A 22,926-nucleotide genomic window follows, 5' to 3' on the forward strand; every position below is an offset into this window, starting at 1 on the left:
GGCCTCAGGCGGCGGCGGGCCACCGGGCTCAGCGCAGCGCGAGGAGCCCGACGGCGAAGGCCGCACAGGTCAGGCCGGCGGCCTGACGGCAGTTCAGGCGTTCCTTGAGGACCACCAGCGCGAGGAGCACGGGAATCGCGGGATAGAGAGCGGAGAGCACGGTGGCGACGGTCATGAGCTGCTGTCCGGTGGCCTCCAGGTACAGCACGATCGCGAGCGTGCCCAGGGCACCCGCCGCCACGGTCGCCGCCCATGGGCTTCCCGACAGCCTCCAGCCGGCGCCGTAGGATCCCAGGACCGCGGCGATGACCGCGACGGAGACCACCCGGCTCAGCGCCACCGGCCACAGGCCGCTGCCCGCGCCCACCTGCGCCATGGCCAGGAACTGCACACCGAAACCCATGCCGGCGACCAGGGCACTGGGCACCCCCGCGGACACCGATCCACGCTGTCCGCCGTCCGGGTCCGGTGAGCTCTGCGAGACCAGCCACAGCGCCGGAAGGACGGCGGCGATCCCCACCCAGGCGGGGGCGGCCGGCCGTTCCCCGAGGAAACGCACCCCCACCAGGACCGGAAGGGTCACCGCTCCCACGTCGCTGACCGGGACGACCACGCTCATCGCACCCTGCGACATCGCGCGGTACAGGAAAGCCACACCCGCTCCGGTCCCCACCCCCGACATCGCCCCCCACCCGTAGTCCGCGAGCGCGGCGGAACCGGCGTCCAGGAACAGGGCCAGGAGCAACCCGAGCACGGTGCCGCCCAGTTGGGCGTGGAGTGCCACGGCCAGGCCGTTGCGTCTGCGGGCAAGGGGGAGTTCCCGCCGGCGTTGCTCGCTCGGCAACGCAGACGCGGTGATTCGGGGTCATCCCGCCGCCAGCCGACGGAGCGAAACCCCGGCAGTGGACGGCGGCCCCGAGGGACGGCCTTCGTGTGATTCGGGCACTCCTCGCTCGCGATCACCCTCGGTTACTATGCTCATTTCATGCCGGAGGCGGGAAACGTGGGGCTTACCCCCTCCGAAATGCGTTCGTGGATTTCAAGGCTAGAGAGACAGGCGGCCTGGGAAAATGCTGAAAGAGGTCATCGCGACCCGCTATATCACGCCCCTGCGTGAAGGTGGATCGTTGCCGGGGCTCGTCGAGGCCGACGACTTCGGGACCTATGTCATGAAGTTCACGGGCGCGGGGCAGGGCCGCAAGACGCTGGTCGCCGAGGTCGTCTGCGGTGAACTCGCCCGCCGGCTCGGGTTCCGGATGCCCCGGCTGGTCACCGTCGAACTGGATCCGGTACTGGGGCTCGGCGAACCCGAGCAGCAGGTGCAGGACCTGCTGCGGGGCAGCGGCGGCACCAACCTCGGCATGGACTTCCTCTCCGGCGCCCTCGGCTTCGACCCGCTCGCCTTCGCGGTGAGCCCCGAGGAGGCCGGGCGGATCGTCTGGTTCGACGCGCTGATCAACAACGTCGACCGCTCCTGGCGCAACCCCAACCTGCTGATCCACCACGGCGACCTGTGGCTCATCGACCACGGCGCCACCATGATCTGGCAGCACAACTGGCCGTCCGCACAGGCGTCCGCCGCCCGTCCGTACGACGCCTCCGACCACGCGCTCGGCGGGTTCGCCCCCGATGTCCGGGCGGCCGCCGCCGACTTGGCGCCCCTGGTCACCGAGGACCTGCTCGCCGAGGTCACCGCCGAGATCCCGGACGTCTGGCTCACCGCCGAGCCCGGCTTCGACACCCCCGACGACCTGCGGCGTACCTACACGCGGCCGTTGCTCGCCCGGGCCGCCGTCATTCACGAGCGCATCACCGGCATCGAGGGGGCCCAGTGAGCGAGACCCATGTCAACGTCGCCGGACACATGACCGAGCGCCACTTCACCCGGGCCGGTCAGGGCGGCGACCGGGACGTCTTCGAGTACGCCCTGCTGCGCGTCGTACCCCGCGTGGAACGCGGCGAGCGCATCAACGCCGGCGTGATCGTGTACTGCCGGGCCAAGGCGTACGTCGGCGCCCGCACCCATCTCGACGAGGCCCGGCTGCTGGCCCTGGACCCCGACGCGGACGTGGCCGGGGTACGGGCCGCGCTCGGAGCGGTGGAGGGCGTCTGCGCGGGCGGGGCGGCGGCGGGGCGCGCGGCCGGCGACGACCCGGGGCGGCGCTTCCGCTGGCTGGTCGCGCCCCGCTCCGCCGTCGTACAGCCGGGGCCGGTGCACACCGGGCTCACCCTCGACCCGGCCGCCGAGACGGAGCGGTTGCTGGACCTCCTGGTGAGGTGACGGACCATGCGGCGCCCGGAGGGCCGCGGTCGCCGTGGCCACCGGGACGACCGGCCCTTCCGGAAGGGCCGTTGCCTGCTCGGGCGGCAGTGGCCGGCAGCCGAGTGCCGGCCTTGATCGGGGCGCCGCGGATGTCGACACCGCGCGCCCCGGCGTGCCCGGCAGCGGCGGTCGCACCAGGGATCGGCGTGCCCGTGCTCCTGCGTACCCACGCCCTGCCGCACTGCGCCGACCGCGTGAAAACCCTCCCGGGCGCGGGCGGCGCGGACGGCCCGTCCACCTCCTGGGAACCGGCCCGCTCGGGCGGAGGACGCTGTGCCCCCGTGGCGATCCCGAGCCCGGCGTGCCGCCTCATGGCTGCTGGTCAGCGCCGGTTCGGCCCGCCGTCTGAGTACCAGGTCCGGCGCCGGTGCCGTCCGGGGGAGCGGTGCCGGCGCCGTAGGGCCTGCCACCCGCCGTCGCCCCGGCACCGGCCGGGGTGATCAAGATAATGGCGCCTTGAAGCGGTGTGACGTTGACACCGCGTGCCAGGGCTTCTAGCGTCACGTCTGTTGAAGGTACTAAGCGGTCGCTCACCATCCGGCCGGGTTCTCGATCAGGTGTTCTCAAGGGCGAGGAGAAACAGCAATGTCCAGCACTGAGCAGCGGGTGGCCGTCGTCACCGGTGCCGCGCGCGGCATCGGCGCCGCCACCGCCGTACGACTGGCCGCCGAGGGCCGCGCGGTCGCCGTGATCGACCTCGACGAGGCCGCCTGCAAGGACACCGTCGAGAAGATCACCGCGGCCGGCGGCAAGGCCGTCGCGGTCGGCGCCGACGTCTCCGACGAGGCCCAGGTCGCCGCGGCGATCGCGCGGGTCGTCGAGGAGCTGGGCGCTCCGACCATCCTGGTCAACAACGCCGGCGTGCTCCGCGACAACCTGCTGTTCAAGATGTCCGCGTCCGACTGGGACACGGTCCTCAACGTGCACCTGCGCGGCTCCTTCCTGATGACCAAGGCCGTCCAGCAGCACATGGTCGAGGCCGGCTGGGGCCGGGTCGTCAACCTGTCCTCCTCCTCGGCGCTCGGCAACCGCGGCCAGGCCAACTACTCCGCCGCCAAGGCCGGTCTGCAGGGCTTCACCAAGACCCTCGCCATCGAGCTCGGCAAGTTCGGCATCACCGCCAACGCCGTGGCCCCCGGCTTCATCGCCACCGAGATGACCAAGGCCACCGCCGAGCGCGTCAAGATGGGCTTCGAGGAGTTCAAGGCCGCCGCGGCCACCCAGATCCCCGTGCAGCGCGTCGGCGAGCCCGAGGACATCGCCAACGCCATCGCCTTCTTCACGAACGAGGCCGCCGGCTTCGTCTCCGGCCAGGTGCTGTACGTGGCCGGCGGACCGCTCGACTAGAAGATCACTGGGGAACACCGACATGACTGAACTGCCTGAACTGTCCGGCAAGGTCGCCGTCATCACCGGCGCGAGCCGCGGTATCGGCTACGGCATCGCCGAGGCGCTGATCGCCCGCGGTGACCGCGTCGCCATCACCGGCCGCAACGAGGACGCCCTCAAGGAAGCCGTCGAGAGCCTCGGCTCCGAGCGCGTCATCGGCATCGCGGGCAAGGCGCACGACCTGGCCCACCAGAGCGAGGTCGTGGAGCGCACCATGGCGGCCTTCGGCCGCGTCGACTACCTGGTCAACAACGCCGGTACCAACCCGGTGTTCGGCCCGATCGCCGACGTCGACCTGGACGTCGCCCGCAAGGTGTTCGAGACCAACGTGGTCTCCGCCCTCGGCTTCGCCCAGAAGACCTGGCACGCCTGGCAGAAGGACAACGGCGGCGCCATCGTCAACATCGCGTCCGTCGCCGGCCTGTCGGCCTCGCCGTTCATCGGCGCGTACGGCATCAGCAAGGCCGCGATGATCAACCTGACCCAGCAGTTGGCGCACGAGTTCGCCCCCGGCGTCCGGGTCAACGCGATCGCTCCCGCGGTCATCAAGACCAAGTTCGCGGAGGCCCTGTACGAGGGCCGGGAGGCGGAGGCGTCCGCGGCCTACCCGCTCAAGCGGCTCGGCGTGCCCTCCGACATCGGCGGCGCCGCCGCCTTCCTCACCTCGGAGCAGTCCGACTGGATCACCGGCCAGACGCTCGTCGTCGACGGCGGCGTCTTCCTGAACGCCGGCATAGCCTGACCGCCGGCACGGCCTGATCGACCGTCAGGCGTCGTTTTCGTCACGGATATTCTGCCGCAAATGTGAGGAAAACGGCGCCCAGGCGCTCGTGCGAGATCCGCTCGGCCGCATGACAACGTCGTCATAGCACATTCGGTCAACGCCCGTGTTTCCGGGGTGCTTCAAGGCGCGCAACGCTGCGGTATGGTCTGCCGCCGACCCCTGGTATGGCGGATCGAGGAGCGTGCGCGTGTTCAACCGGAACCGAGGCCTGCGAAGAGTTGCCGCGGTCGCGTCCATATCCCTGGTGGCCGGGTGCGGCGTCCTCTCCGGCGGCACCGGCGACAGCGGGCCGATCGTCGTCGGAACCACCAGCGCTCCCAGCACCCTCGACCCTGCGGGATCGTGGGACGGCTCCTGGGAGCTGTTCCGGAACATCTACCAGACACTGCTCGCCTACCCCGACGGGGCCACCACCCCCCAGCCCGATGCCGCGCACGCCTGCGCCTTCACGGACTCGAGCGACCGCACCTACCGCTGCGAGCTGCGCTCCGGCCTGAAGTTCGCCGACGGGGACAGACTTGACGCCCACGCCGTCAAGTACTCCATCGACCGGATCCGGGCCGTCAACGCGCCCAGCGGCCCGGCGGGCCTGCTCGGCAGCCTCGACCGGGTGCAGGCGATCGGCGACCGCGAGGTGGTCTTCCACCTCAACAAGGCCGACGCCACCTTCCCCTTCGTGCTCGCCACCCCGGCCATGTCGATCGTCGACCCCGACGACTACCCCGCCCACTCGCTGCGCAAGGACGACTCCGTGCACGGCTCCGGGCCGTACACCCTGAAGTCCTACGACGAGGGCAAGCGGGCCGAGCTGGTCCGCAACGACAACTACCAGGGCTTCGCCGAGCGGCAGAACGACGCCGTGACCATCCGCTACTTCCAGGACTCGGCCACCATGGTCAAGGCCCTCAGGTCCGGGGACATCGACGTCACCTACCGCGGTCTCGCCGCCTCCGACATCGTCGCCCTGGAGGCGCACAGCAACACCGACCTGCAGCTGATCGACGGCACCGGCACGGACATCAGCTACCTGGTGTTCAACCCCAGGGACCCGTGGGCCAGGCTGCCCGCCGTGCGCAAGGCCGTCGCCCAGCTCGTCGACCGCGCCGCGATCGCCCACACGGTCTACAAGGACACCGTCGACCCGCTGTACTCCATGGTCCCGGCAGGCCTGACCGGCCACACCACCGACTTCTTCGACGACTACGGCGACCCCAGCACGTCCAAGGCCCGCAAGATCCTCGCCGACGCCGGCATCACCCAGCGCGTCCCGCTGACCTTCTGGTACACCACCGACCGCTACGGCTCCGAGACCGCCCAGATGTTCAAGGAACTCAAGCAGCAGCTGGACGACTCCGGGCTGTTCACCGTCACGCTCAGGAGCCGTCCCTGGAAGACCTACGTCGTCGGCTACCAGAAGGGCGAGTACCCGGTCTTCGGCCGCGGCTGGTTCCCGGACTTCCCCGACCCCGACAACTTCATCGCGCCCTTCGTCGGCGAGCAGAACGCCCTCGGCACGCCCTACCCGGCACCCGTGATCACCGGCAGGCTGCTGCCCGAGTCACGCAGCGAGACCGACCGCGGCGAAGTCGTCAAGGAGTTCGAGGAAGCCCAGCGGATCCTCGTCGACGACGCCCGGCTGATCCCGCTGTGGCAGGGGCGGCAGTACGTCGCGGCCAGCGACGACATCTCCGGCGGGGAAAAGGCCCTCGACCCGTCCACGATCATGATGATGTGGGAGCTGCACCGCAAGACCAGCTGGTGAAACGGCCGTCCGGCACCGGTTGTCAGTGGTCGCCTGTAGGTTTTTCGGTATCGGCAGGATCTGCAAGTGACCGCAATTCGTGAGGACGTTGACGTGACCGACATCGCCATGCTGCCCGAGTCCTGGCGCGGGGTTCTGGGTGACGAGCTGCAGCAGCCCTACTTCAAGGAGCTGACCGAGTTCGTCGAGGAGGAGCGGGCGAAGGGCCCCGTCTACCCGCCGCGCGAGGAGGTCTTCGCCGCGCTGGAGGCGACGCCGTACGACCAGGTCAAGGTGCTCATCCTCGGCCAGGACCCGTACCACGGCGAGGGCCAGGGCCACGGCCTGTGCTTCTCGGTCCGGCCCGGGGTGCGGATCCCGCCGTCCCTGCGGAACATCTACAAGGAGATGAAGGAAGAGCTGGGCTGGGAGCAGACGCCGGACAACGGCTGTCTGACGCCGTGGGCCCGGCAGGGCGTACTGCTGCTCAACGCGGTCCTCACGGTCCGCGCCGGTGAAGCCAACTCGCACAAGAACAAGGGCTGGGAGAAGTTCACGGACGCGGTGATCCGCGCGGTGGCCGAGCGGCCCGACCCGGCGGTCTTCGTCCTCTGGGGCGGCTACGCGCAGAAGAAGCTCCGGCTGATCGACGAGAGCCGGCACGTGGTGATCCAGAGCGCGCACCCGTCCCCGCTCTCCGCCGCGAAGTTCTTCGGCACCCGCCCCTTCACCAAGATCAACGAGGCGGTGGCGGCCCAGGGCCACGAGGCGATCGACTGGCGGATTCCGAACCTGGGCTGAGCACGTGCACGGGGCCTGGAAGCCGACCTGGGGCAACCCCCTGGGGGGTGGGGTGCGGGGCGGGGTGCTGGGTCCCCACGCAGCTCCGCCGCGTGGGCGCGACCAGCCCCACCGGCCCGTCCGGCCGACCACCGGACCGCGGTCCAACGGCGCCGCCTGCCGGTGAAAACCGGCGGCGCCGTTTAGCGTCGGCAGCACACAACGGTTCACAGCTGCCCGGAGGGCCCCGTGGCGGAGCGACAGGAGCGTACGGCGCCCGATACCGTGCTCACACGGATCGGGCAGGTCGTGATGCTGCACCACGCCGGCGACCGTGAGGAGGCCCGCCGGCGCCTGCTCGACCTCTGGGCGGAGATCGGCGAGCACGGCGAGCCGCTGCACCGCTGCACCCTGGCCCACTACCTGGCCGACACCCAGGACGACCCGTCCGACGAACTCGCCTGGGACCTGAGGGCGTTGTCGGCGGCGGACGAGGCGGACGAGGCGGACGAGGCGGACGAAGCGGACGAGGCGGACGGGGCGCGGGGAGCGGTGGGGTTGCGCGGCTTCTACCCCTCCCTGCACCTGAACCTCGCCGCCGACTACGTGAAACTCGGTCGCACCGAGGCCGCCCGCAGCCATCTGCACCGGGCCCGCGGCGCGGCCACCGCACTCGGCGACGACGGCTACGGCGACGGGGTCCGGGCCGCGATCAGGCGCCTGGAACTGCGGCTGGAGAACGACGGCGACCCGGGCTCCGGCTCCTGGAGCCCGCCGCGGCAGCGGCCGGAGTAGGGCCGCGCCGGCGTCTCACCGCCCGTACGTCTGCTCGCAGATCCGCGCCTGGGGGCTGTCCGCGATCCAGCCGCCGTACTGCCTGCCGAGGGCGCACACGTCCGGGGCCTTCGGGACGGAGCGGGGGAGGCCGGGGAAGTCGGCCCGCGGGCTGTGCGACCGGTGTGCCGGCGGGTGGGAGTGGGGGTGCCGGCTGGTGGCGCGCGGCGGCGCCGGGGGGCTGTGGTGGGCCGGGGGAGCGGGCGCGGGAGCGCGTGGGGCGGCAGGTGCGGCCCGGCGGGCCGGACGGGACGGGCCGACCAGCTCCAGGGCCTCCTTGACCGGCGCCTGCACCACCCTCGGCACGGCGCTGCCGTCCGGGCGGGGCAGCGACGGAAGCGAGGGTGCCGTACCCCGAGGCGGTCCGGGCGCCGCCGGACCCCGGACCGTCACACAGCCGGAGAGGGCCGAGACGGTCACGGTGACCAGGAGCGCTGCGGTGGTCGTCGTTCGATGCACCCTCGCAACTCTGCTGGACCGGCGCGGGAGTTGACACCGTCGACAGCGCTTCGGTGCCCCGCACGGGTGATCTCGTGCCCGGTACGGGGGACAGGCGGGTGCGAGGCTGACGTCAGTCGCCGGTCGCGCCGTCGATCCGCTCCCGGATCAGGTCGGCGTGGCCGTTGTGCCGGGCGTACTCCTCGATCATGTGGGTGTGGATCCAGCGCAGGCTGATCTGCTGCCCGGTGCGGCGGTGGCGGCCCTTGGAGAGGTCGTCCAGACCGAAGCCGGCCGCGGCCTGCCGGGCGGCCTCGATCTCGGCCTGCCAGGCCGGATACGCCTCCTGCCAGGTGTCCGCCTCGCCGAGACGGAACTCGCCGTCGGGATCCTCGTCGCTGAAGTAGAGCGGCGGCGCGTCCTCGCCGACGAGGACCCTGCGGTACCAGGACCGCTCCACGTCGGCCATGTGCCGCACCAGCCCCATCAGGGACAACGGGGACGGCTCCACGGAGGCGGTCCTGAGCTGGGCGTCGGTCAGGCCCTCGCACTTCACGGCGAGGGTCCGCCGGTGGAACTCCAGCCAGCCCTCCAGCATGGCGCGTTCACCGGCGTCGACTGCGGGCATACGGCGTTCGGTCGTCATACCCGGCATCCTGGCCCACCCCGGCCGATCCCACCACGGATTATCGGCCCGTATGCTTCCGCTCAGACAGACGTGGGCAACCGCTACGGGCAATGGCTAGGGGAGCGTCAGTGAAGGTCGGCTGCATCGGGCTCGGCGACATCGCGCAGAAGGCCTATCTGCCGGTGCTGGCCACGCAGCCGGGGCTCGAGATCCACCTCCAGACCCGCACCCCCGCCACCCTCGACCGGGTCGCCGACAGCCTCCGCCTGCCCGCCGGCCGCCGCCACGCGACCCTCGACAGTCTCCTCGCCCAGGACCTGGACGCCGCCTTCGTGCACGCGGCCACCGTCGCCCACCCCGAGATCGTCACCCGGCTGCTGGAGGCGGGCGTACCGACCTACGTCGACAAGCCCCTCGCCTACCGGCTCGCCGACTCCGAGCGCCTTGTGACGCTCGCCGAGACACGGAACGTGTCGCTGTCCGTCGGCTTCAACCGCCGCCACGCCCCCGGCTACGTGCAGTGCGCCGACCATCCGCGCGAGCTGATCCTGATGCAGAAGAACCGCATCGGGCTGCCCGAGGAGCCCCGCACGATGATCCTCGACGACTTCATCCACGTCGTCGACACCCTGCGCTTCCTCGCCCCGGGGCCGGTCGAGGACGTGACCGTCCGGGCCCGGGTCGCCGACGGCCTGCTGCACCACGTGGTGCTTCAGCTCGCCGGGGACGGCTTCACCGCGCTCGGCGTGATGAACAGGCTCAGCGGCTCGGCGGAGGAGATCCTGGAGGTCTCCGGGCAGGACACCAAGCGCCAGGTGCTCAACCTCGCCGAGGTGATCGACCACAAGGGCCAGCCGACGGTCCGGCGGCGCGGCGACTGGGTGCCGGTCGCCCGGCAGCGCGGCATCGAGCAGGCCGTTCTCGCCTTCCTCGACGCCGTCCGCGCGAGGAAGGTGCTCAGCGCCCGGGACGCACTGGCGACTCATGAGCTGTGCGAGCGGGTGGTACGAGAGGTTCGGCGGCACCCCGGCGCAGCCTGACCGTCCGCAGCCCCTCGGCCAGGCAGCAGGCCGCCAGCACCAGCAGCGCGCCGTCCACCGGCCAGTCGCCGTACCGCGTGAACGGGGTGACACCGCGGGCGATCGGCACCTCGTAGACCCGCGCGGTGCTCGCGTCGGTGCCGAGCCAGGGACCGATGCGCTCACCGCCCGGGCCGTAGACGGCGGAGACCCCGGTGAGTGTGGCGTGCACCATGGTCCGGCTGGTCTCGGCGGCCCGCAGGGCGGCCAGCGAGGCGTGCTGCTCGGGCGCCCAGCTGCCCTGGAAGGACGAGGTCGACGACTGGCCGATCAGCACCTGCGCACCGTCCCGCGCGAGATGCCGGCTCATGTCGGGGAACGCCGTCTCGAAGCAGATCATCGGGCCGACCCGCAGGCCGTGGCCCACGTTCATCACCACCTGCTCGGTGCCGCGCCGCCGGTCCTCGCCGGCCGCCTTGCCGACCGAGGTGGCCCAGCCGAGCAGGGAACGGGCCGGTATGTACTCGCCGAACGGAACAAGGCGCATCTTGTCGTACCGGTCGCCGGTCGGGCCGCCGGCACCCACCAGGATGGAACTCTTGTAGATGCCGGGCCGGTCGGAGCGCCGGGCGTCGACGTTGACCAGGATGTCCGCGCCGGTCTCCCGGGAGAGGGCGGCGATCCGCCGGGTGAGATCGGGCCGGTCCCCCAGGTCGTACCCGACACTGCTCTCGCCCCAGACGATCAGATCGGGATGCCGTCCGGCCAGCTGCCGGGTCAGCCGCTCCTCCCGGTCGAACCGCCGGTCGCCGCTGTCGGTGCCGTCGACGATGCCGGGCTGTACGACGGCGATCCGGACGTGACCGGCGACGTCCGGGCGGGGTGACCACACCCAGGCCGCCGAGGTCGCGGCGGCCGTGGCCACCAGCGAGGCCACCGCGGGCACACGTGCCTCCCGCACGGATATGAGCACGGTGACCGCGACGTTGACGGCCACCACCAGGAAGCTCAGCAGCCACACCCCGCCCACCGAGGCCAGCCGCAGCGCCGGCGTCACCTGCCACTGGGTCGCGCCGAGCATCCCCCACGGCCCGCCGAGGCCCTGCCAGGACCGCACCAGCTCCACCATCAGCCAGCCCGACGGCAGCACCAGCACCGCCACCGCGGCCCGCCCCGGCGACGGCACCCCGCCCAGCAGCCGGCGTGTCACCCAGCCCCAGGGCGCCCAGAGCACGCTGAGCAGACCGGCGATCAGGAAGATGAAGACGTGCAGGCTCGGCAGCAGCCAGTGGTGCACGGCGACCATGAACCCGAACCCGCCGCACCAGCCGTCGTACGCCGCCCGCCGTCCGGTCGGCGCCGAGCGCGCCAGCAGCAGCCACGGGACCAGCGCGACATAGGCGAACCACCACAGCGACGGCGCCGGAAAGGCCAGCACCGGCAGGGCGCCCGCCAGCGTCGCGACGCAGCAGCGCCGCCACGGGGAGGTGAGCCAGCGCTCGACGGTCCTCATCCATCGCCTCCTGCCTGCGGGTCCTTCCAGTGTGCGGGACCGGGCGGGATCTTTGACAGGGGGCGTGGACGCGGGCTCAGTCGGACACGGCCACCGCACGCGGGTCGGGCAGCCTGCGCCACTTCTCCTCGACGACCACCTGGCGCAGCCGCCAGCCGTCCCGGGTACGCAGGAACGTGAAGGAGTAACGGCCGCCGCACACGAAGTCCGGGGCGGTGGAGGCGCCGTCGCCGCCGGCGAAGCGCATCGGGTTGACGTAGTCGGCCCGCAGGTGGGCGGTGTCGCCGGTGTCGTGGTCCAGATTCCCGAACCGCACCAGGCGGTTGACGATCAGATGCTGGCGCATCGAGAAGAGGGTCAGATTGTCCGCGAGCCATCCGGCCACCTGCCCGGCATCGCCCTCGATCCCACCGGCGGAGCGGTAGTCGGCCCGCCCGTCCGCCGTGAACAGCCTCCGGTACGCCGTCCAGTCACCGTCGTCGACGGCCGCCGCGTACTCGGTGACCATCTCGTCCACCGCCAGCCGGTCCATCACGGTCGCGAGCTCCACACGCTGCGTCATCGGGATTCCTTCACGGATACTCCGGCCTTCAGGCCGGGGAGGAAACGAGGTCTCTGCGGAGCAGGGAAGGGAGAGGTGAATCGTCTCCAGGGCGATTCGGCGTCGGCGGCCACCGGCCGACTCTTGCTGCTCACACGGGAGCTGATCAAATGTGAGACGTGGCGCAGCAGGTCAAGCGGGCTTTCAAGTACCGCTTCTACCCCACGGACGAGCAGGCAGCCGAGCTGTCCCGCACGTTCGGCTGCGTCCGCCTCGTCTACAACAAGGCGCTGGAGGAACGCACTCGGGCCTGGTACGGCGAACAGCGCCGGATCTCCTACGCACAGTCGTCCGCCGCGCTGACGGAGTGGAAGAAGACCGAGGAACTCGCCTTCCTGACGGAGGTGTCCTCCGTCCCGCTCCAGCAAGCGCTCCGCCACCTTCAGACGGCGTTCGGGAGTTTTTTCGCCAAGCGGGCCAAGTACCCCCGGTACAAGAACCGGAAGAAGTCCCGCGCCTCGGCCGAGTACACCCGCTCCGCCTTCAAGTGGCGCGACGGGCGGCTGACGCTGGCCAAGATGGCTGAGTCTCTGGACATCCGCTGGTCGCGTCCGCTGCCTGAAGGGACGGAGCCGACCACGGCGACCGTGTCCCGTGACGCGGCGGGCCGCTGGTTCGTGTCCCTGCTGTGCGAGGACACCATCGCCCCGGCTCCCGCCACCACGAACGCGGTCGGCATGGACGCCGGGATCACCTCCCTGGTGACCCTGTCCACCGGGGAGAAAATCGCCAACCCCCGGCACGGGTGGCGCGACCGCGCCCGGCTGGTCCGCGCGCAGCGGGAGTTGTCGCGGAAGGCGAAGGGCTCGGCGAACCGGGAGAAGGCGCGGCGCAGGGTCGCCAAGGTTCACGCGCGGATCGCCGACCGGCGCCGCGATTTCCTGCACAAGCTGTCGACTCGTGTCCTCCGTGAGAACCAAACGGTCGTGATCGAGGACCTCACCGTCCGCAACCTGCTGGAGAACGGCAAGCTCGCGCGTGCCATCTCCGACGCTGCCTGGACGGACCTGCGCACGATGCTGGAGTACAAGTGCGCCTGGTACGGGCGCGCCTTCGTTGTGATCGACCGCTGGTTTCCCAGCTCGAAGTTGTGCGGGACCTGCGGCACGATCACCGAGAAGCTGCCGCTCAACGTTCGGGAGTGGACGTGCGACTGCGGCACCGTGCATGACCGCGACGTGAACGCGGCGCGCAACATTCTGGCCGCCGGGCTGGCGGTGTCTGCCTGTGGAGACGGTGTAAGACCTCAACGGGAGTCCTCCCGGACGGGGCAGTCGTCGGCGAAGCAGGAAACCCAGCGGGCGACCGCTGGAATCCCCCGCCCTTAGGCGGGAGAGGAAGTCAACGGGTCAGTGTTGGGCACGGGACGGGCGGAGCCAAGGGGCATGGACGATATTCGGGGGTGTTCCAACCGAAACACCCCCGACCGGGCACATGAACGGCCAGTTAGCCGAACAAGAACCCAAGGTCCGCATCCGCGCCCGCCACACCGGCGCCATGCTCACCGTCTACCAGGCCTACCGCTCGGAGACCGGCGGCGCGGCCGCCCGCACAGGGGGCTTTCCGACCAGTTGGAAGCGGGACCCGATGACGTGGTCCATCAAGCCGCTTACACAGCCCTGGAAGGCATACGGTCGAAGGTCGCCCCGGTCGGGCCACGTCAGAGGAGCTGGAGCACCTCGATCAGCGCGCCGGGACGCCGGTCGACGGGCAAGGGATCGACCAGGTGGACCCGGCACCCCAGCGTCGCCGCGCCGACGTCCGCAACAGGCTCGTCTCCCACCATGAGCGCATCGCCGGGCGCCACTCCGAGCTTGTCGCACGCCATCTGGAAGATCCGGGGATCGGGCTTCTTCACCCCGCGCTCGAAGGAGAGGAAGTAGGCGTCCACGAAGGCATCGACACCGTGGTCGCGGAATACGGGGCGCATGTCCCAGCCGATGTTGCTGACGACAGCGACCGGGATCCCTTGCCCGCGCAGGGCGCGGAGCGTTTCCTCGGTGTCGGGATAAGGCAGCCATGCCCCGGACACCTGGGAACGTTCGTACAGGGCCTCGGCCAGGTCAGTTGCAGGCAGCTTGGCCTCCCGGGCAAGGGCTGTGAAGGCAGCCCGGTGTCGCTCGGCGGTCAGATCGCGCTCCCGCCACAGTGGCTCCAGATGGGGCGGCACTGTGCGCGGAGGAACCCCTCCGGGCTGAGCTCCGAACTCCTCCAGCCGGCTGACCCACGCGTCGAGTTCACCCTCGGGCACGTCCAGACCGGCCTTTGTTACCACCGCCCGCAGCCACTGCGCGGCCGATTCGATCCGGAAGAGAGTCCCGGAGAAGTCGAACATCACACCCTTGATCATGCAGCCGATCCTGGCGGCGCCGACGAGCCGGCCGCAAGGCCACGACGATCACCAGCCGCACCATCGCCGGCTCTCGTCCAGTCACCGCGGTCACCGGGCGGTCCGCGACCGGAGTCGAGCCGGGTCGGCAATCCTCCACGCACCTGTCGGGGCCGCGCAGGCGGAGGTCCACCGAGGCTTCACAACTGCCGCAAACGCCCAACGCCGGTCGGCGGAACCACCCGATCCTGTATCAACTCCGTTGGGCGAACCGGAGGAAGTAGGGATCATGGCTGCATGACGAAGTGGTCGAGCGAGCCCCCGGTCGAGCAGCCGGTCGTTGAGCCGGAGCTTTCCGCGTACCAGCAAGCGATGCGGAAGAGGTTCCTCGCGGCCCCCCGTAGTAGCGACGCCCGAGCCGTGGCTGCGCGTCGCGTACACCCCAGTAGGCGGACTGCTCGGGATCGGCTTCGCGTCGCACCCCAACAGCGGTCATGACCTGGTGATGGTCGTCTCGGGCGATGGCCACGGACTTTTCGACGCCGCCACGGGCGAGAAGATCGCACGAGACCGCGACCCCGATGACGGCACCCCGATGCGACCGCCGACCCGTCCTGCCCCGGGCTGGGTCCCATCATCGGAAGCAGGGTGCACATCGCCGGGCTCTTCGGTGGAGGACTTCACACCACCACCGGGGACGGCTGGGCTCTACAAGTCGTCGCCCCGGACTGGCCCCGTGATCGCGTCCTGCTTTCCCGTGGAAGCGGCTCGCCCCACTCCGGTCCGTACGGAGAGCGATGGTGGCACATCTCGCATGCCAACTACTCCGAATTCCGAGCAGCCGGTTTCTCGCCCTCTGGGCTGACCCTCGCCGTAGCGACGAGCAGTGATCTGTCCCTGTGGACTCGCAGGACCGGCCACAGTTGCAGTGGGAGTGTGCGAACCTGACCGGGCATCACCGGCTGGGGCAAGGGGATCGACCTTGGTCCTCGCCTCTGGCGGTCAGTCGGTGTATGTGACGCGCTGTTCCTCGGTCGAGACGGTGAAACCTTCCTGTCGGCACACGTCGAGTACCACTTGCGTCCGACCGGTCCAAAAGTAGAAGCGGCGCCCGTCCTCGGTGCGGAACCCCACGCCTGGTGTACCGAACACCCCACGGCAGGGGAATACGTCGGCGATGTCCTGGACCGAGCACTCCAAAGGCGTGACACCGAACAACGTCGCGAAGGGCCGTAGGACACGGGCCCGAAGGATGAGCCTGCCGTCGTCTACCGTGAGCACGCCGAACGGTCGCGTTGCGTTGATCCGCCCTGCCCGCGTGCTCGGCACGTTGGCGCCACCTACGAATCTCATAACGTAGATCATGCACCTCGGCTCTGACATCGTTCGCGTCGAGGGCAGGCGCTGGGCGATGTCCCCGTTATTGGGCTTGCGATTTCGCAGAGGACCCCACGGAGGCACCTGCCTCCGGGCGGCTTACGTGAATGGGAAAAGGTCTTCGAACGAGGCTTGACCTGGATCATCAAGCAGCGTTCACAGACCTCTGCCGCCGTGTGACCCGTGGGTGGCGCCGGCGGTTGTGCCCTGATTGCCGGTCAGGAACATAGGTGGGCCAGGAGCTCTTCGCCGGCGGGGTATCCCTGCTCCTGGGGGAGCAGTCCGGTGGCTGAGTCCAGTTCACCGTTCCTGACGAGTGCGTGGATCTCGTTGGCGAGCGGAGTCACGTCGTTGATGGACACGATCCACTCGTCCGCGTAGCGCGACGATGCCTCACCCGAGAGCCCCAGTTGCAGCGAGCGGTGGAGCAGGGGACGCAGGTGCAGATCGCGTTCGGGATCCCACTGGGCACGGGCCGGTGCGCGCTTGAGGTCACGCTGCCAGGTGCTGCGATCGGAATGCAGTCCGCGGACGTAGTTCGACAGGCACGCGTTGCGCAGCGCCCAGTCGAAGCCGTCGCGAGTGATCTCGACGGCGAGGACGGTCTCCTGCCCCTCCTTCGTGCCCCAGCCGGAGCGGTACATCATCCACATGAAACTGGGTTTGATCCACGTCATGCGGTCAGGCTTCCACGCTGCCGGAAAACGGCCGTCTCGGACGGCGGGCAGTCCGATCTCACGGGAGTACGCCTGGTAGACGGTGATCGTGGACGCCGTGTGGAGCGCGCGAATCCTGCGGAGCGGATCTTCCATGGCGTACAGCGTGGGTTCGGTCAGCTCAGGTGACCACCGATTTTCGACCCGTTGCCCGATCCGACGGAGCACGTCGGCCGCAAACGGCAGGCAGTTGCCCGTGCGGGCCACGTAGCGTCCGGCACATGGCGCGACATCTCAGCAAAGCCGTACTCGGTGGACTGACGCGTCGGGCACGGTCGTTCATCACCGCGCACAGCATCAGGATCCACGTGCCGCCGGTCGGTCTCGCGGGCGATGCGCGCGTTGGAACTCCCGTGAGCCGCGTGCAGGACCACCTGGGCGCGTACTCGCAGTCAGTGCGCAGTCTTGTGACCGTAGGCAGCCTTCTTCAGCCGTGCGTGTTCGGAGGCGGTCAGGCTTATCGGGTGAGCGGCGCCGGCCGGTATGGCGGGCGGACCGATCAGCAAGGGGTGGCGTGGTCGTCCATCGGCTCAGGCGGTTTCTGGCCGTTGGAACGCGTCGGCGTTACGCGTGCACCAGTCCGCGAAAGTCCGCGGGCTGCGTCCGAGCAGCCGCTGCACGGTGTCCGTCCGGAACCCGACGGTGTCGGTGCGCATGAGGGTGAGGCCCTCCGTGAGGGCGTCGGCGAGTGCCTGGGGTGCCCCGTTGGGGAAGCGGAAGCGTACGGCCTCGGCCGGTGTGGCCGTTTCCCGGACTTCGATGTCGCGGCCGATCGTCTCGGAGATGACCCGGACCTGCTCGGTGACGGTGAACATCTCGTGGCCGGTGAGGACGTACTCCTTGTCCTGGTGACCGGCCTCGGTCAGGGCGAGGGCGGCGACCGCGGCGATGTCCGCGGGGTCGATCGGAGCGTAGCGGCCCGGGCCGACCGGGTCGAGGACGTAGTTTCCCTCGCGGATGGTGGGCAGCCAGTCGAGGGCGTTGGTCATGAAGCCGCCGGGTCGCAGGAAGGTCGCGGATATGCCGGAGGCGCGGATGATCTTCTCCCGTTCGTGGTGCCAGCGTCCCATGGCGGGTATCGGGTCGAAGGTGACGTGGAAAGAGGACAGGTGCACGATGTGGTGCACCCCGGCGGCCTCAGCGGCGGCAATGGCGGCGGCGGTGTATTCGGTGCCGATGCCCTGTGTGAGCAGGAAGAGTTTGTCGACGCCGGCGAAGGCGGGAGGCAGTGTCGCGGGTTCCCCCAGGTCGCCGACGGCGCGCTCGGCACGCTCGGGCAGATCGGCGGCGCGGGCGGGGTCGCGGACGAGGAGACGTAACGTCGCGCCTTTCGCGTCGAGTTCGCGGGTGAGTTCGCGGCCGATGTTCCCGGTGGCTCCGGTGACCAGTATCATCGTGGCTCCCCAAAGTCGTTTGCCGTCTAATGAGTCCGAAAGGACGTTAGTCGGTGAATGATTAGCCGTCAATCGACATGCGTGCGGCTCGGGCGTCCGGACCGCACATCACCGAAAGGCCGCGATGCCAGAGTTCTTGGACCTGCACGGCAGAACGTCGAAGGTGCTCCGGGCCCTGGCCGACGCAGCCATGCGACGACATGGGCTGCACGTCGGGCAGAACTACCTGCTCGCCGTGTTGTGGGAGCGGGACGGCAGCACGCCCGGCGAAGCGGCCGCCGCGCTGAACGTCACGACGCCCACCGTCGTCAAGATGGCCGACCGGATGACCGCAGCCGGACTGCTCACCCGTCGCCGTGACGACCGGGACAACCGCCTCGTCCGGCTCTGGCTCACCGACGCGGGGCGCGCGCTACAGAGACCCGTCGAGACGGAACGGCGGTTGATTGAGGAGAAGGTCACCGCGGATCTCACCGAGACCGAACGCGAAGCCCTCTTGAACGCCCTGGCGAAGGTCCACCAGGCGGCGAGCGAGCTGTTGAGTGAGCCCATCGATCACGACGGCTCGGCCATCATCTGACACTCCCACGCCCCCCGTCCGACCAGACCGACAAGCACGAAGACGGCTGCCTGCCCGACGATTTCCTCGATTCTCGAGGATGTTTTGGACTGCGCGTCCGGCCGCTGCCCCGCCATCCCGAGAACCCGGCTGCAGTCTGGCTCGCGTCACCCCTCGAAGGACTTCCGGAGCCGACCACTTAGTCGAAGGCCACGACCAGGCGGACGCTGTCGTCACCGAAGCGGTCGGCAAGAGCCTTCATGACGGCGAAGACGTGTGGCCGGTGCGACTGTGGGCTCAGGACGCCACCGGCGGTCAGTGGTTCATAAGCGCAGATCAAGAAAGCCCAACCCGACGCGGCTCGGAAGGCCGCAGGTAGTATCCGCGAGCGCTCATGGCCTGTTCGGGCCGTTGAATCATGTGGGTGGGGGACTTCTCGATGTCGTTTCGGCTGCGCGCTGTCCGCGCGTTCGCTTTGCTGGCCGGCTTCTTTTTGATGGGCGCGGTGCTGCTGTCGGCCATGGCGGTGCTCGACTGGCTGCTGATGACACGGCTGTTCACCGCGCGAGCGGCATGGGCCGAGGGCACGATCCTGACCGTCACCGTCCTGCTGGCGGCGGCGATCGTGCGGGGTATGTTCGCCTTTCTGCGAGCGGGACGTCTGGGCCCGGTGCCGGACGCGGTGGCGGTCACTCCTCAGGACCAGCCCGAGCTGTGGGAACAGGTACGAGTCGCTGCCGAAGTGACGGGGCAGCGGCCGCCGGATGAGCTCTACCTGGTCGCTGAGGTCAACGCGGGGGTTGCCGAACAAAGCCGCCTGCTGGGGCTGCTTCCCGGGCGACGCCGTATGCTCCTCGGTCTCCCGCTGCTCGCCGGGCTGACCGTCCCCCAGTTGCGTGCCGTCCTCGCCCACGAGTTCGGGCACTACGCGAACCTCGACACCCGGCTCGGCGGTGTCACGATGCGCGGCCGGGAAGCCGTGGTCCACACGGTGGAGGCCTTCCAGAAGGGCAGCACTCGGCTGCACTACGTGCTCGGCGCCCTGTACGTCGGCTACGCCCGGATGTTCCTGCGCACCTCGCAGTCCGTCGCCCGCCACCAGGAATTCGCCGCCGACCAGATCGCCGCCCGGCACGCGGGCCGTGAGGCGACGGCCGCTGCCCTCCGCATCCTTCCGGTGCTCGACGGCGCGTACACCCACTACCTGGAGACGTACGCGGCGATGGGCAGGCCGTTGGGAGCGCTACCGCCTGTGGGCGAGGTGCACGGCGGTTTCCTCCGGTTGCTCGCTGCCCGAACGGGAGAGCGACTCGCCGAGCTCTCCGCCGGACGGCGTCCGCCGCGTCCGCACCGGTACGATTCGCACCCGCCGACAGCCGAACGCATCGCCCTGATCGAGAAGCTGTCCGCCGACGACCGGCCCTCCGAGCCGGCCGGCGGGCCGACCGGGCTGAGCCTGCTGCACGACCCGGGCCGCGTGTTCGCCGCGCTGGAGGCACGCACCTTGTCGCAGGAGGCGGCGCACCTGCGGCGGACGAGTTGGGACGACCTCGCCATGGCCCGCGCGGTCGCCGACGCCGAGGGCTGGTCCCGACCGCTGCGGGTCGCCGTGGCCAGAGCGCTTCGCTCGTCGGCGCAAGGCGCAGAGGGCACGGTGCCCGCACGCCGAGATGCCACGGCCGAGGAGGTGGCGGGCGACAGCGACCTCTTGCCCGGCTTGGAGGAGATACTCGACGCGTTCGACCGCGGCCTGTTGTGGATGGATATCGCCGACCGCATGCCCAAGCCGCATCAGGCGTCGCGACTGGTCGGGCCGTCCGCCCGCAACTTCATTCGGCCCAAGATCTTCGACGGGCTCGCGGGTATGGTCCACCTGCGCCTCGCCGAGTCCGGTCACGCCACACCGGACATCGCCTGGTCGGGCCGGCCTGGACTCTTTCTGCCCGAGTCGTGGGAGGAGGGCATGGATGACGCCATCGACGCGGCCATTGCCGACACGCCCGACACCGCTCCACTGCGCGCCCTGCTTGTCGGCCCCCACGGCGTGCCCTCATAGCGGCCGCACGATCGGGCGGCAGGTCACGATCGGCGGTCACCAAGGCGAGCCACGTCCGCTTCCACTCGGCAAAGGGTTTGTGGAAGCGGTTTGACATGGGTCGTCAAGCCGCGTTCACGGACCCTTTCGTGGCAGTGGTGGCACGCAAGGGCTCGCTCGCTGGGTTGCGGGGAGGCTCTGCGCAGTTGTCCCGTCTTGAATTATCTGGTTCCGAGTCGGGCCGCTGACCTGTGGCGGCCAGTTCAGTTGAGACGTGGGAAAGCCGGGAAGCTCAAGAGATGTGGTCCCGGGCGAGCGGATGCCGCAGGCTGTCTCATTTGCTGTGATGAGACTTCGCTGTGTCGTCTGCCGCAACCGGACCGCTGACATGGCTAGGAATTACGGCGTGCGAAGAGGACTGCACCTGGAACGTTCTCGTCGGGGTCGATCAGCATGTGGGCCTCGACGGTGAACCCGGCATTGCGTAGGCAGGCCGCCACTTGCTCAGGACGGCGGCGGTGAACGTGGACGTTCATCGGGTGGCCGCCGTAGCCCTGCGTCTTCAGCCTCGCCCCGTCGCCGACGTGAAAGCCGAGCAGCAGTGGTCCGCCGGGACGCAACACGCGCCGGAAGTGGCCGAAGACGGCGGGCACTGCTTCGTCGGGGACGTGAATCAACGACCAAAATGCGAGCAGGCCGACCACTGAAGCATCGGCGAGGTCGAGGTCCGTCATCGAGCCCACCTCGAACCGCAGGCGGGGGTGGTCACGTCGAGCCACGTCGATCATTCCGGATGACAGGTCGATACCGAAAGCGTCCAAACCCAGCTTGTGCAGGTGAGCGGTGACGTGCCCAGGTCCGCAGCCCACGTCCGCCACCGGCCCACCGCCAGCGGTGTGCACCAAGTCGGCGAACAGGGCCAGAGCCGCCCGAAGATACGGCGCCCCAGCCAGAGCCTCGCGTAGTTGGTCGGCATAACTGACCGCGACCGTGTCGTAGGAGGTCCGGGTGTCTGCCAACCAGCGGTCCGCATGCATGGCTCGATAGAGTAGTGCAGTGATCAGGATCGCGAACCAGATCAAGTGAGATCAACGAAGCGTCAAATCAAGCCACTTGAGATGGGACCGGATCCTTCGAGAAAGGACGGCAGTCAGTCGAACGCCACGACCGAGCGGACTCCGTCGTCACCGAATCGGCCGGCCAGAGCCTTCATCACAGCGAAGACGTGCGTCCACTGAGTCTCCGGACCCAAGACAGCGCTCGCGGTCAGTGGCTCGTAGACACAGACCAGATCGTCGGTGGACCACTCAACACGTTCTGAAGGGTTGCGACACTCCAGAGGCGGCACGCCCACCAGGGACACGAACTCCGACGGCCACTGATGGGATACCGGCTGGCGGTGCAGTGTCGACGGCAGCGACTTCTTGTACCAGGTCACGCGGCCGACGAAATGCTCGGGCCCGGTCGCGAGATCGAGGGAAGCAAGTGCGCACCCAGCTACCTGCGGCTGAGGAAACCCTTGTTCTGACCGGGGTCAGGAGGCGCGACGTGGTCGAGCGAATCCACGCATGGATGACCGGCTCGGGCGACGATACCGATCACGACGCCGACGAATTGCTCGACGGTCCCCTGCGCGTCCTTCACCACGCCATCAGCACAGGCCAGGGCGCGGCCGGCCAGGTCCGCTGGTACTGACGGAGTGAGCAGCCCAGAGCGGGCCGGCATTGCAACGTACGCCTGCGCACAGTCGGCGCCACCTGGCCGAAGAAGTGTGTGAGCGAGGCTTGACGTGGGTCGTCAAGCCGTGCTCGTAGACCTCAACCACGCTGCTGGTGCGGTTCGGTGAACACGGTTGACCGGGTAGGAAGGGGAAGTTCCGTGAGAAGGTACGGCATGACCCACTATCTGCGGTTCTTCTTCGAGGCCGGCGTGGACACCCCGCTCTGGCCGGAGGACATGGCCAGTCCGTACGGCTATCCGTGCGATCTGGCGCGCCTCCCGATCAAGCCGGAGACACGGGCCGAGCTGGCCAGGTTGAGCGAGTGGTACCAGTCGTCGATCGACTGGGAGTATCCGCCGGATCCGTCGCCGTGGTCCGACGAAGAGCTCCAACAGTTCAGGCAGCAGGCAATCAGCGCACTGGAAGTGTTGCGTCGAGAGCTGGGTGCGGGCTGGGTCGTCCGGGACGAGAGCCTGCTCTGAGACCTGAGCGGATGTCAGAGGCGCCGTCAGAGGCACGGGGCCTGAGCTGCTACCGCGAGGCGTGCCCAGTCCCACCATCGGTTCGGCGACGCGACCTGACCTGGTCCGTCAGGCGGCTTTCGCAGACCCCGTCCGTACCAGCCGTCCGGTGGTGTGCCTGGAGGAGTTCTCCGTCTCCGAAGTGGCCTGCCAGAAACTTCGTTTGCCTACCCTGGCAGTACACGTCCGCTTCGGCCGACACATGTTTGGGCAGAGGTATCGGGA

The 22,926-nt window shown here is 69.5% G+C and carries 23 protein-coding genes and 2 pseudogenes; 15 read left to right on the top strand and 10 right to left on the bottom strand.

Features of this window, described 5'->3' with window-relative positions; genetic code table 11:
• Positions 1-28 precede the first annotated feature (28 nt).
• Complete coding sequence (locus LQ326_RS40630; protein ID WP_372497079.1) at positions 29-784, bottom strand: EamA family transporter; 756 nt, start codon at positions 782-784, stop codon at positions 29-31.
• Positions 785-1,070: 286 nt separating this feature from the next.
• Here LQ326_RS40630 and LQ326_RS40635 point away from each other — a divergent pair, with 286 nt between their 5' ends.
• The 7 genes from LQ326_RS40635 to LQ326_RS40665 all read left to right on the top strand — a co-directional run bounded on the left by LQ326_RS40635 (position 1,071) and on the right by LQ326_RS40665 (position 7,812).
• Positions 1,071-1,835: a HipA family kinase gene (locus tag LQ326_RS40635; RefSeq protein ID WP_234544100.1), complete on the top strand. Its 765-nt coding sequence runs from the start codon at positions 1,071-1,073 to the stop codon at positions 1,833-1,835.
• Between the two features lie 29 nt (positions 1,836-1,864).
• The gene (locus tag LQ326_RS40640) at positions 1,865-2,281 is read left to right on the top strand and encodes a DUF3037 domain-containing protein (protein WP_234544135.1); all 417 of its coding nucleotides are present in this window, start codon (positions 1,865-1,867) and stop codon (positions 2,279-2,281) included.
• Between the two features lie 627 nt (positions 2,282-2,908).
• The gene (gene fabG, locus LQ326_RS40645; RefSeq protein ID WP_234544101.1) at positions 2,909-3,670 is read left to right on the top strand and encodes a 3-oxoacyl-ACP reductase FabG; all 762 of its coding nucleotides are present in this window, start codon (positions 2,909-2,911) and stop codon (positions 3,668-3,670) included.
• 22 nt (positions 3,671-3,692) lie between these two features.
• Entirely contained in the window at positions 3,693-4,454 is a 762-nt protein-coding gene (locus tag LQ326_RS40650; protein ID WP_234544102.1) for an SDR family oxidoreductase, read from the top strand.
• A gap of 229 nt (positions 4,455-4,683) precedes the next feature.
• Complete coding sequence (locus LQ326_RS40655) at positions 4,684-6,258, top strand: ABC transporter substrate-binding protein (RefSeq protein ID WP_234544103.1); 1,575 nt, start codon at positions 4,684-4,686, stop codon at positions 6,256-6,258.
• A gap of 93 nt (positions 6,259-6,351) precedes the next feature.
• The gene (gene ung / locus LQ326_RS40660) at positions 6,352-7,038 is read left to right on the top strand and encodes a uracil-DNA glycosylase (protein WP_234544104.1); all 687 of its coding nucleotides are present in this window, start codon (positions 6,352-6,354) and stop codon (positions 7,036-7,038) included.
• A gap of 228 nt (positions 7,039-7,266) precedes the next feature.
• The gene (locus tag LQ326_RS40665) at positions 7,267-7,812 is read left to right on the top strand and encodes a hypothetical protein (protein ID WP_234544105.1); all 546 of its coding nucleotides are present in this window, start codon (positions 7,267-7,269) and stop codon (positions 7,810-7,812) included.
• 15 nt (positions 7,813-7,827) lie between these two features.
• On the opposite strand, the gene LQ326_RS40670 is transcribed toward LQ326_RS40665, so the two are convergent.
• The gene (locus LQ326_RS40670) at positions 7,828-8,310 is read right to left on the bottom strand and encodes a hypothetical protein (protein ID WP_234544106.1); all 483 of its coding nucleotides are present in this window, start codon (positions 8,308-8,310) and stop codon (positions 7,828-7,830) included.
• A 112-nt stretch (positions 8,311-8,422) separates the two neighbouring features.
• The gene (locus LQ326_RS40675; protein ID WP_234544107.1) at positions 8,423-8,935 is read right to left on the bottom strand and encodes a DinB family protein; all 513 of its coding nucleotides are present in this window, start codon (positions 8,933-8,935) and stop codon (positions 8,423-8,425) included.
• 110 nt (positions 8,936-9,045) lie between these two features.
• On the opposite strand from LQ326_RS40675, the gene LQ326_RS40680 reads away from it, so the two are divergent.
• A complete protein-coding gene (locus LQ326_RS40680; protein ID WP_234544108.1) occupies positions 9,046-9,957 on the top strand; it encodes a Gfo/Idh/MocA family protein in 912 nt (303 codons plus the stop codon).
• Here LQ326_RS40680 and lnt read toward each other — a convergent pair.
• A complete protein-coding gene (gene lnt, locus LQ326_RS40685; RefSeq protein WP_234544109.1) occupies positions 9,875-11,449 on the bottom strand; it encodes an apolipoprotein N-acyltransferase in 1,575 nt (524 codons plus the stop codon). The genes LQ326_RS40680 and lnt overlap by 83 nt on opposite strands.
• Positions 11,450-11,525: 76 nt before the next feature.
• On the bottom strand, positions 11,526-12,011 hold the full coding sequence (locus tag LQ326_RS40690) for a nuclear transport factor 2 family protein (RefSeq protein WP_234544110.1): 486 nt from the start codon (positions 12,009-12,011) through the stop codon (positions 11,526-11,528).
• Between the two features lie 158 nt (positions 12,012-12,169).
• Between LQ326_RS40690 and LQ326_RS40695 the strand changes: the two genes are divergently transcribed.
• Together LQ326_RS40695 and LQ326_RS40700 are read left to right on the top strand one after the other, a co-directional pair.
• A complete protein-coding gene (locus LQ326_RS40695) occupies positions 12,170-13,378 on the top strand; it encodes an RNA-guided endonuclease InsQ/TnpB family protein (protein ID WP_234544111.1) in 1,209 nt (402 codons plus the stop codon).
• Between the two features lie 106 nt (positions 13,379-13,484).
• Positions 13,485-13,646 (top strand): annotated as a pseudogene (locus LQ326_RS40700) (DUF4291 family protein); the annotation flags it as partial.
• A 64-nt stretch (positions 13,647-13,710) separates the two neighbouring features.
• Here LQ326_RS40700 and LQ326_RS40705 read toward each other — a convergent pair.
• Positions 13,711-14,400 carry an HAD family hydrolase gene (locus LQ326_RS40705; protein ID WP_234544112.1) on the bottom strand — a complete coding sequence of 230 codons (690 nt, stop codon included), beginning with the start codon at positions 14,398-14,400 and terminating at the stop codon, positions 13,711-13,713.
• A 276-nt stretch (positions 14,401-14,676) separates the two neighbouring features.
• Here LQ326_RS40705 and LQ326_RS40710 point away from each other — a divergent pair.
• Positions 14,677-15,327, top strand: a pseudogene (locus LQ326_RS40710) (hypothetical protein).
• 647 nt (positions 15,328-15,974) lie between these two features.
• Here the strand turns inward: LQ326_RS40710 and LQ326_RS40715 are convergent.
• On the bottom strand, positions 15,975-16,568 hold the full coding sequence (locus LQ326_RS40715; protein WP_234544113.1) for a DUF4291 domain-containing protein: 594 nt from the start codon (positions 16,566-16,568) through the stop codon (positions 15,975-15,977).
• A gap of 434 nt (positions 16,569-17,002) precedes the next feature.
• Positions 17,003-17,866, bottom strand: a complete 864-nt coding sequence (locus LQ326_RS40720; RefSeq protein WP_234544114.1) for an NAD(P)H-binding protein — start codon at positions 17,864-17,866, stop codon at positions 17,003-17,005.
• A gap of 136 nt (positions 17,867-18,002) precedes the next feature.
• On the opposite strand from LQ326_RS40720, the gene LQ326_RS40725 reads away from it, so the two are divergent.
• Positions 18,003-18,446: a MarR family winged helix-turn-helix transcriptional regulator gene (locus LQ326_RS40725; protein ID WP_234544115.1), complete on the top strand. Its 444-nt coding sequence runs from the start codon at positions 18,003-18,005 to the stop codon at positions 18,444-18,446.
• A gap of 418 nt (positions 18,447-18,864) precedes the next feature.
• Positions 18,865-20,481, top strand: a complete 1,617-nt coding sequence (locus LQ326_RS40730) for a M48 family metallopeptidase (RefSeq protein WP_234544116.1) — start codon at positions 18,865-18,867, stop codon at positions 20,479-20,481.
• A gap of 371 nt (positions 20,482-20,852) precedes the next feature.
• Here LQ326_RS40730 and LQ326_RS40735 read toward each other — a convergent pair whose 3' ends face one another.
• Both LQ326_RS40735 and LQ326_RS40740 read right to left on the bottom strand, forming a co-directional pair.
• Entirely contained in the window at positions 20,853-21,497 is a 645-nt protein-coding gene (locus tag LQ326_RS40735; RefSeq protein ID WP_234544136.1) for a class I SAM-dependent DNA methyltransferase, read from the bottom strand.
• A gap of 113 nt (positions 21,498-21,610) precedes the next feature.
• The gene (locus LQ326_RS40740) at positions 21,611-21,898 is read right to left on the bottom strand and encodes a hypothetical protein (protein ID WP_234544117.1); all 288 of its coding nucleotides are present in this window, start codon (positions 21,896-21,898) and stop codon (positions 21,611-21,613) included.
• Between the two features lie 110 nt (positions 21,899-22,008).
• Between LQ326_RS40740 and LQ326_RS40745 the strand changes: the two genes are divergently transcribed.
• Both LQ326_RS40745 and LQ326_RS40750 read left to right on the top strand, forming a co-directional pair.
• Entirely contained in the window at positions 22,009-22,155 is a 147-nt protein-coding gene (locus LQ326_RS40745; RefSeq protein WP_234544118.1) for a hypothetical protein, read from the top strand.
• A 198-nt stretch (positions 22,156-22,353) separates the two neighbouring features.
• Entirely contained in the window at positions 22,354-22,662 is a 309-nt protein-coding gene (locus LQ326_RS40750) for an immunity protein CdiI family protein (RefSeq protein ID WP_234544119.1), read from the top strand.
• The last annotated feature ends 264 nt before the right edge of the window (positions 22,663-22,926 follow it).

The organism is Streptomyces shenzhenensis (assembly GCF_021462265.1).
Taxonomy (GTDB): domain Bacteria; phylum Actinomycetota; class Actinomycetes; order Streptomycetales; family Streptomycetaceae; genus Streptomyces; species Streptomyces shenzhenensis.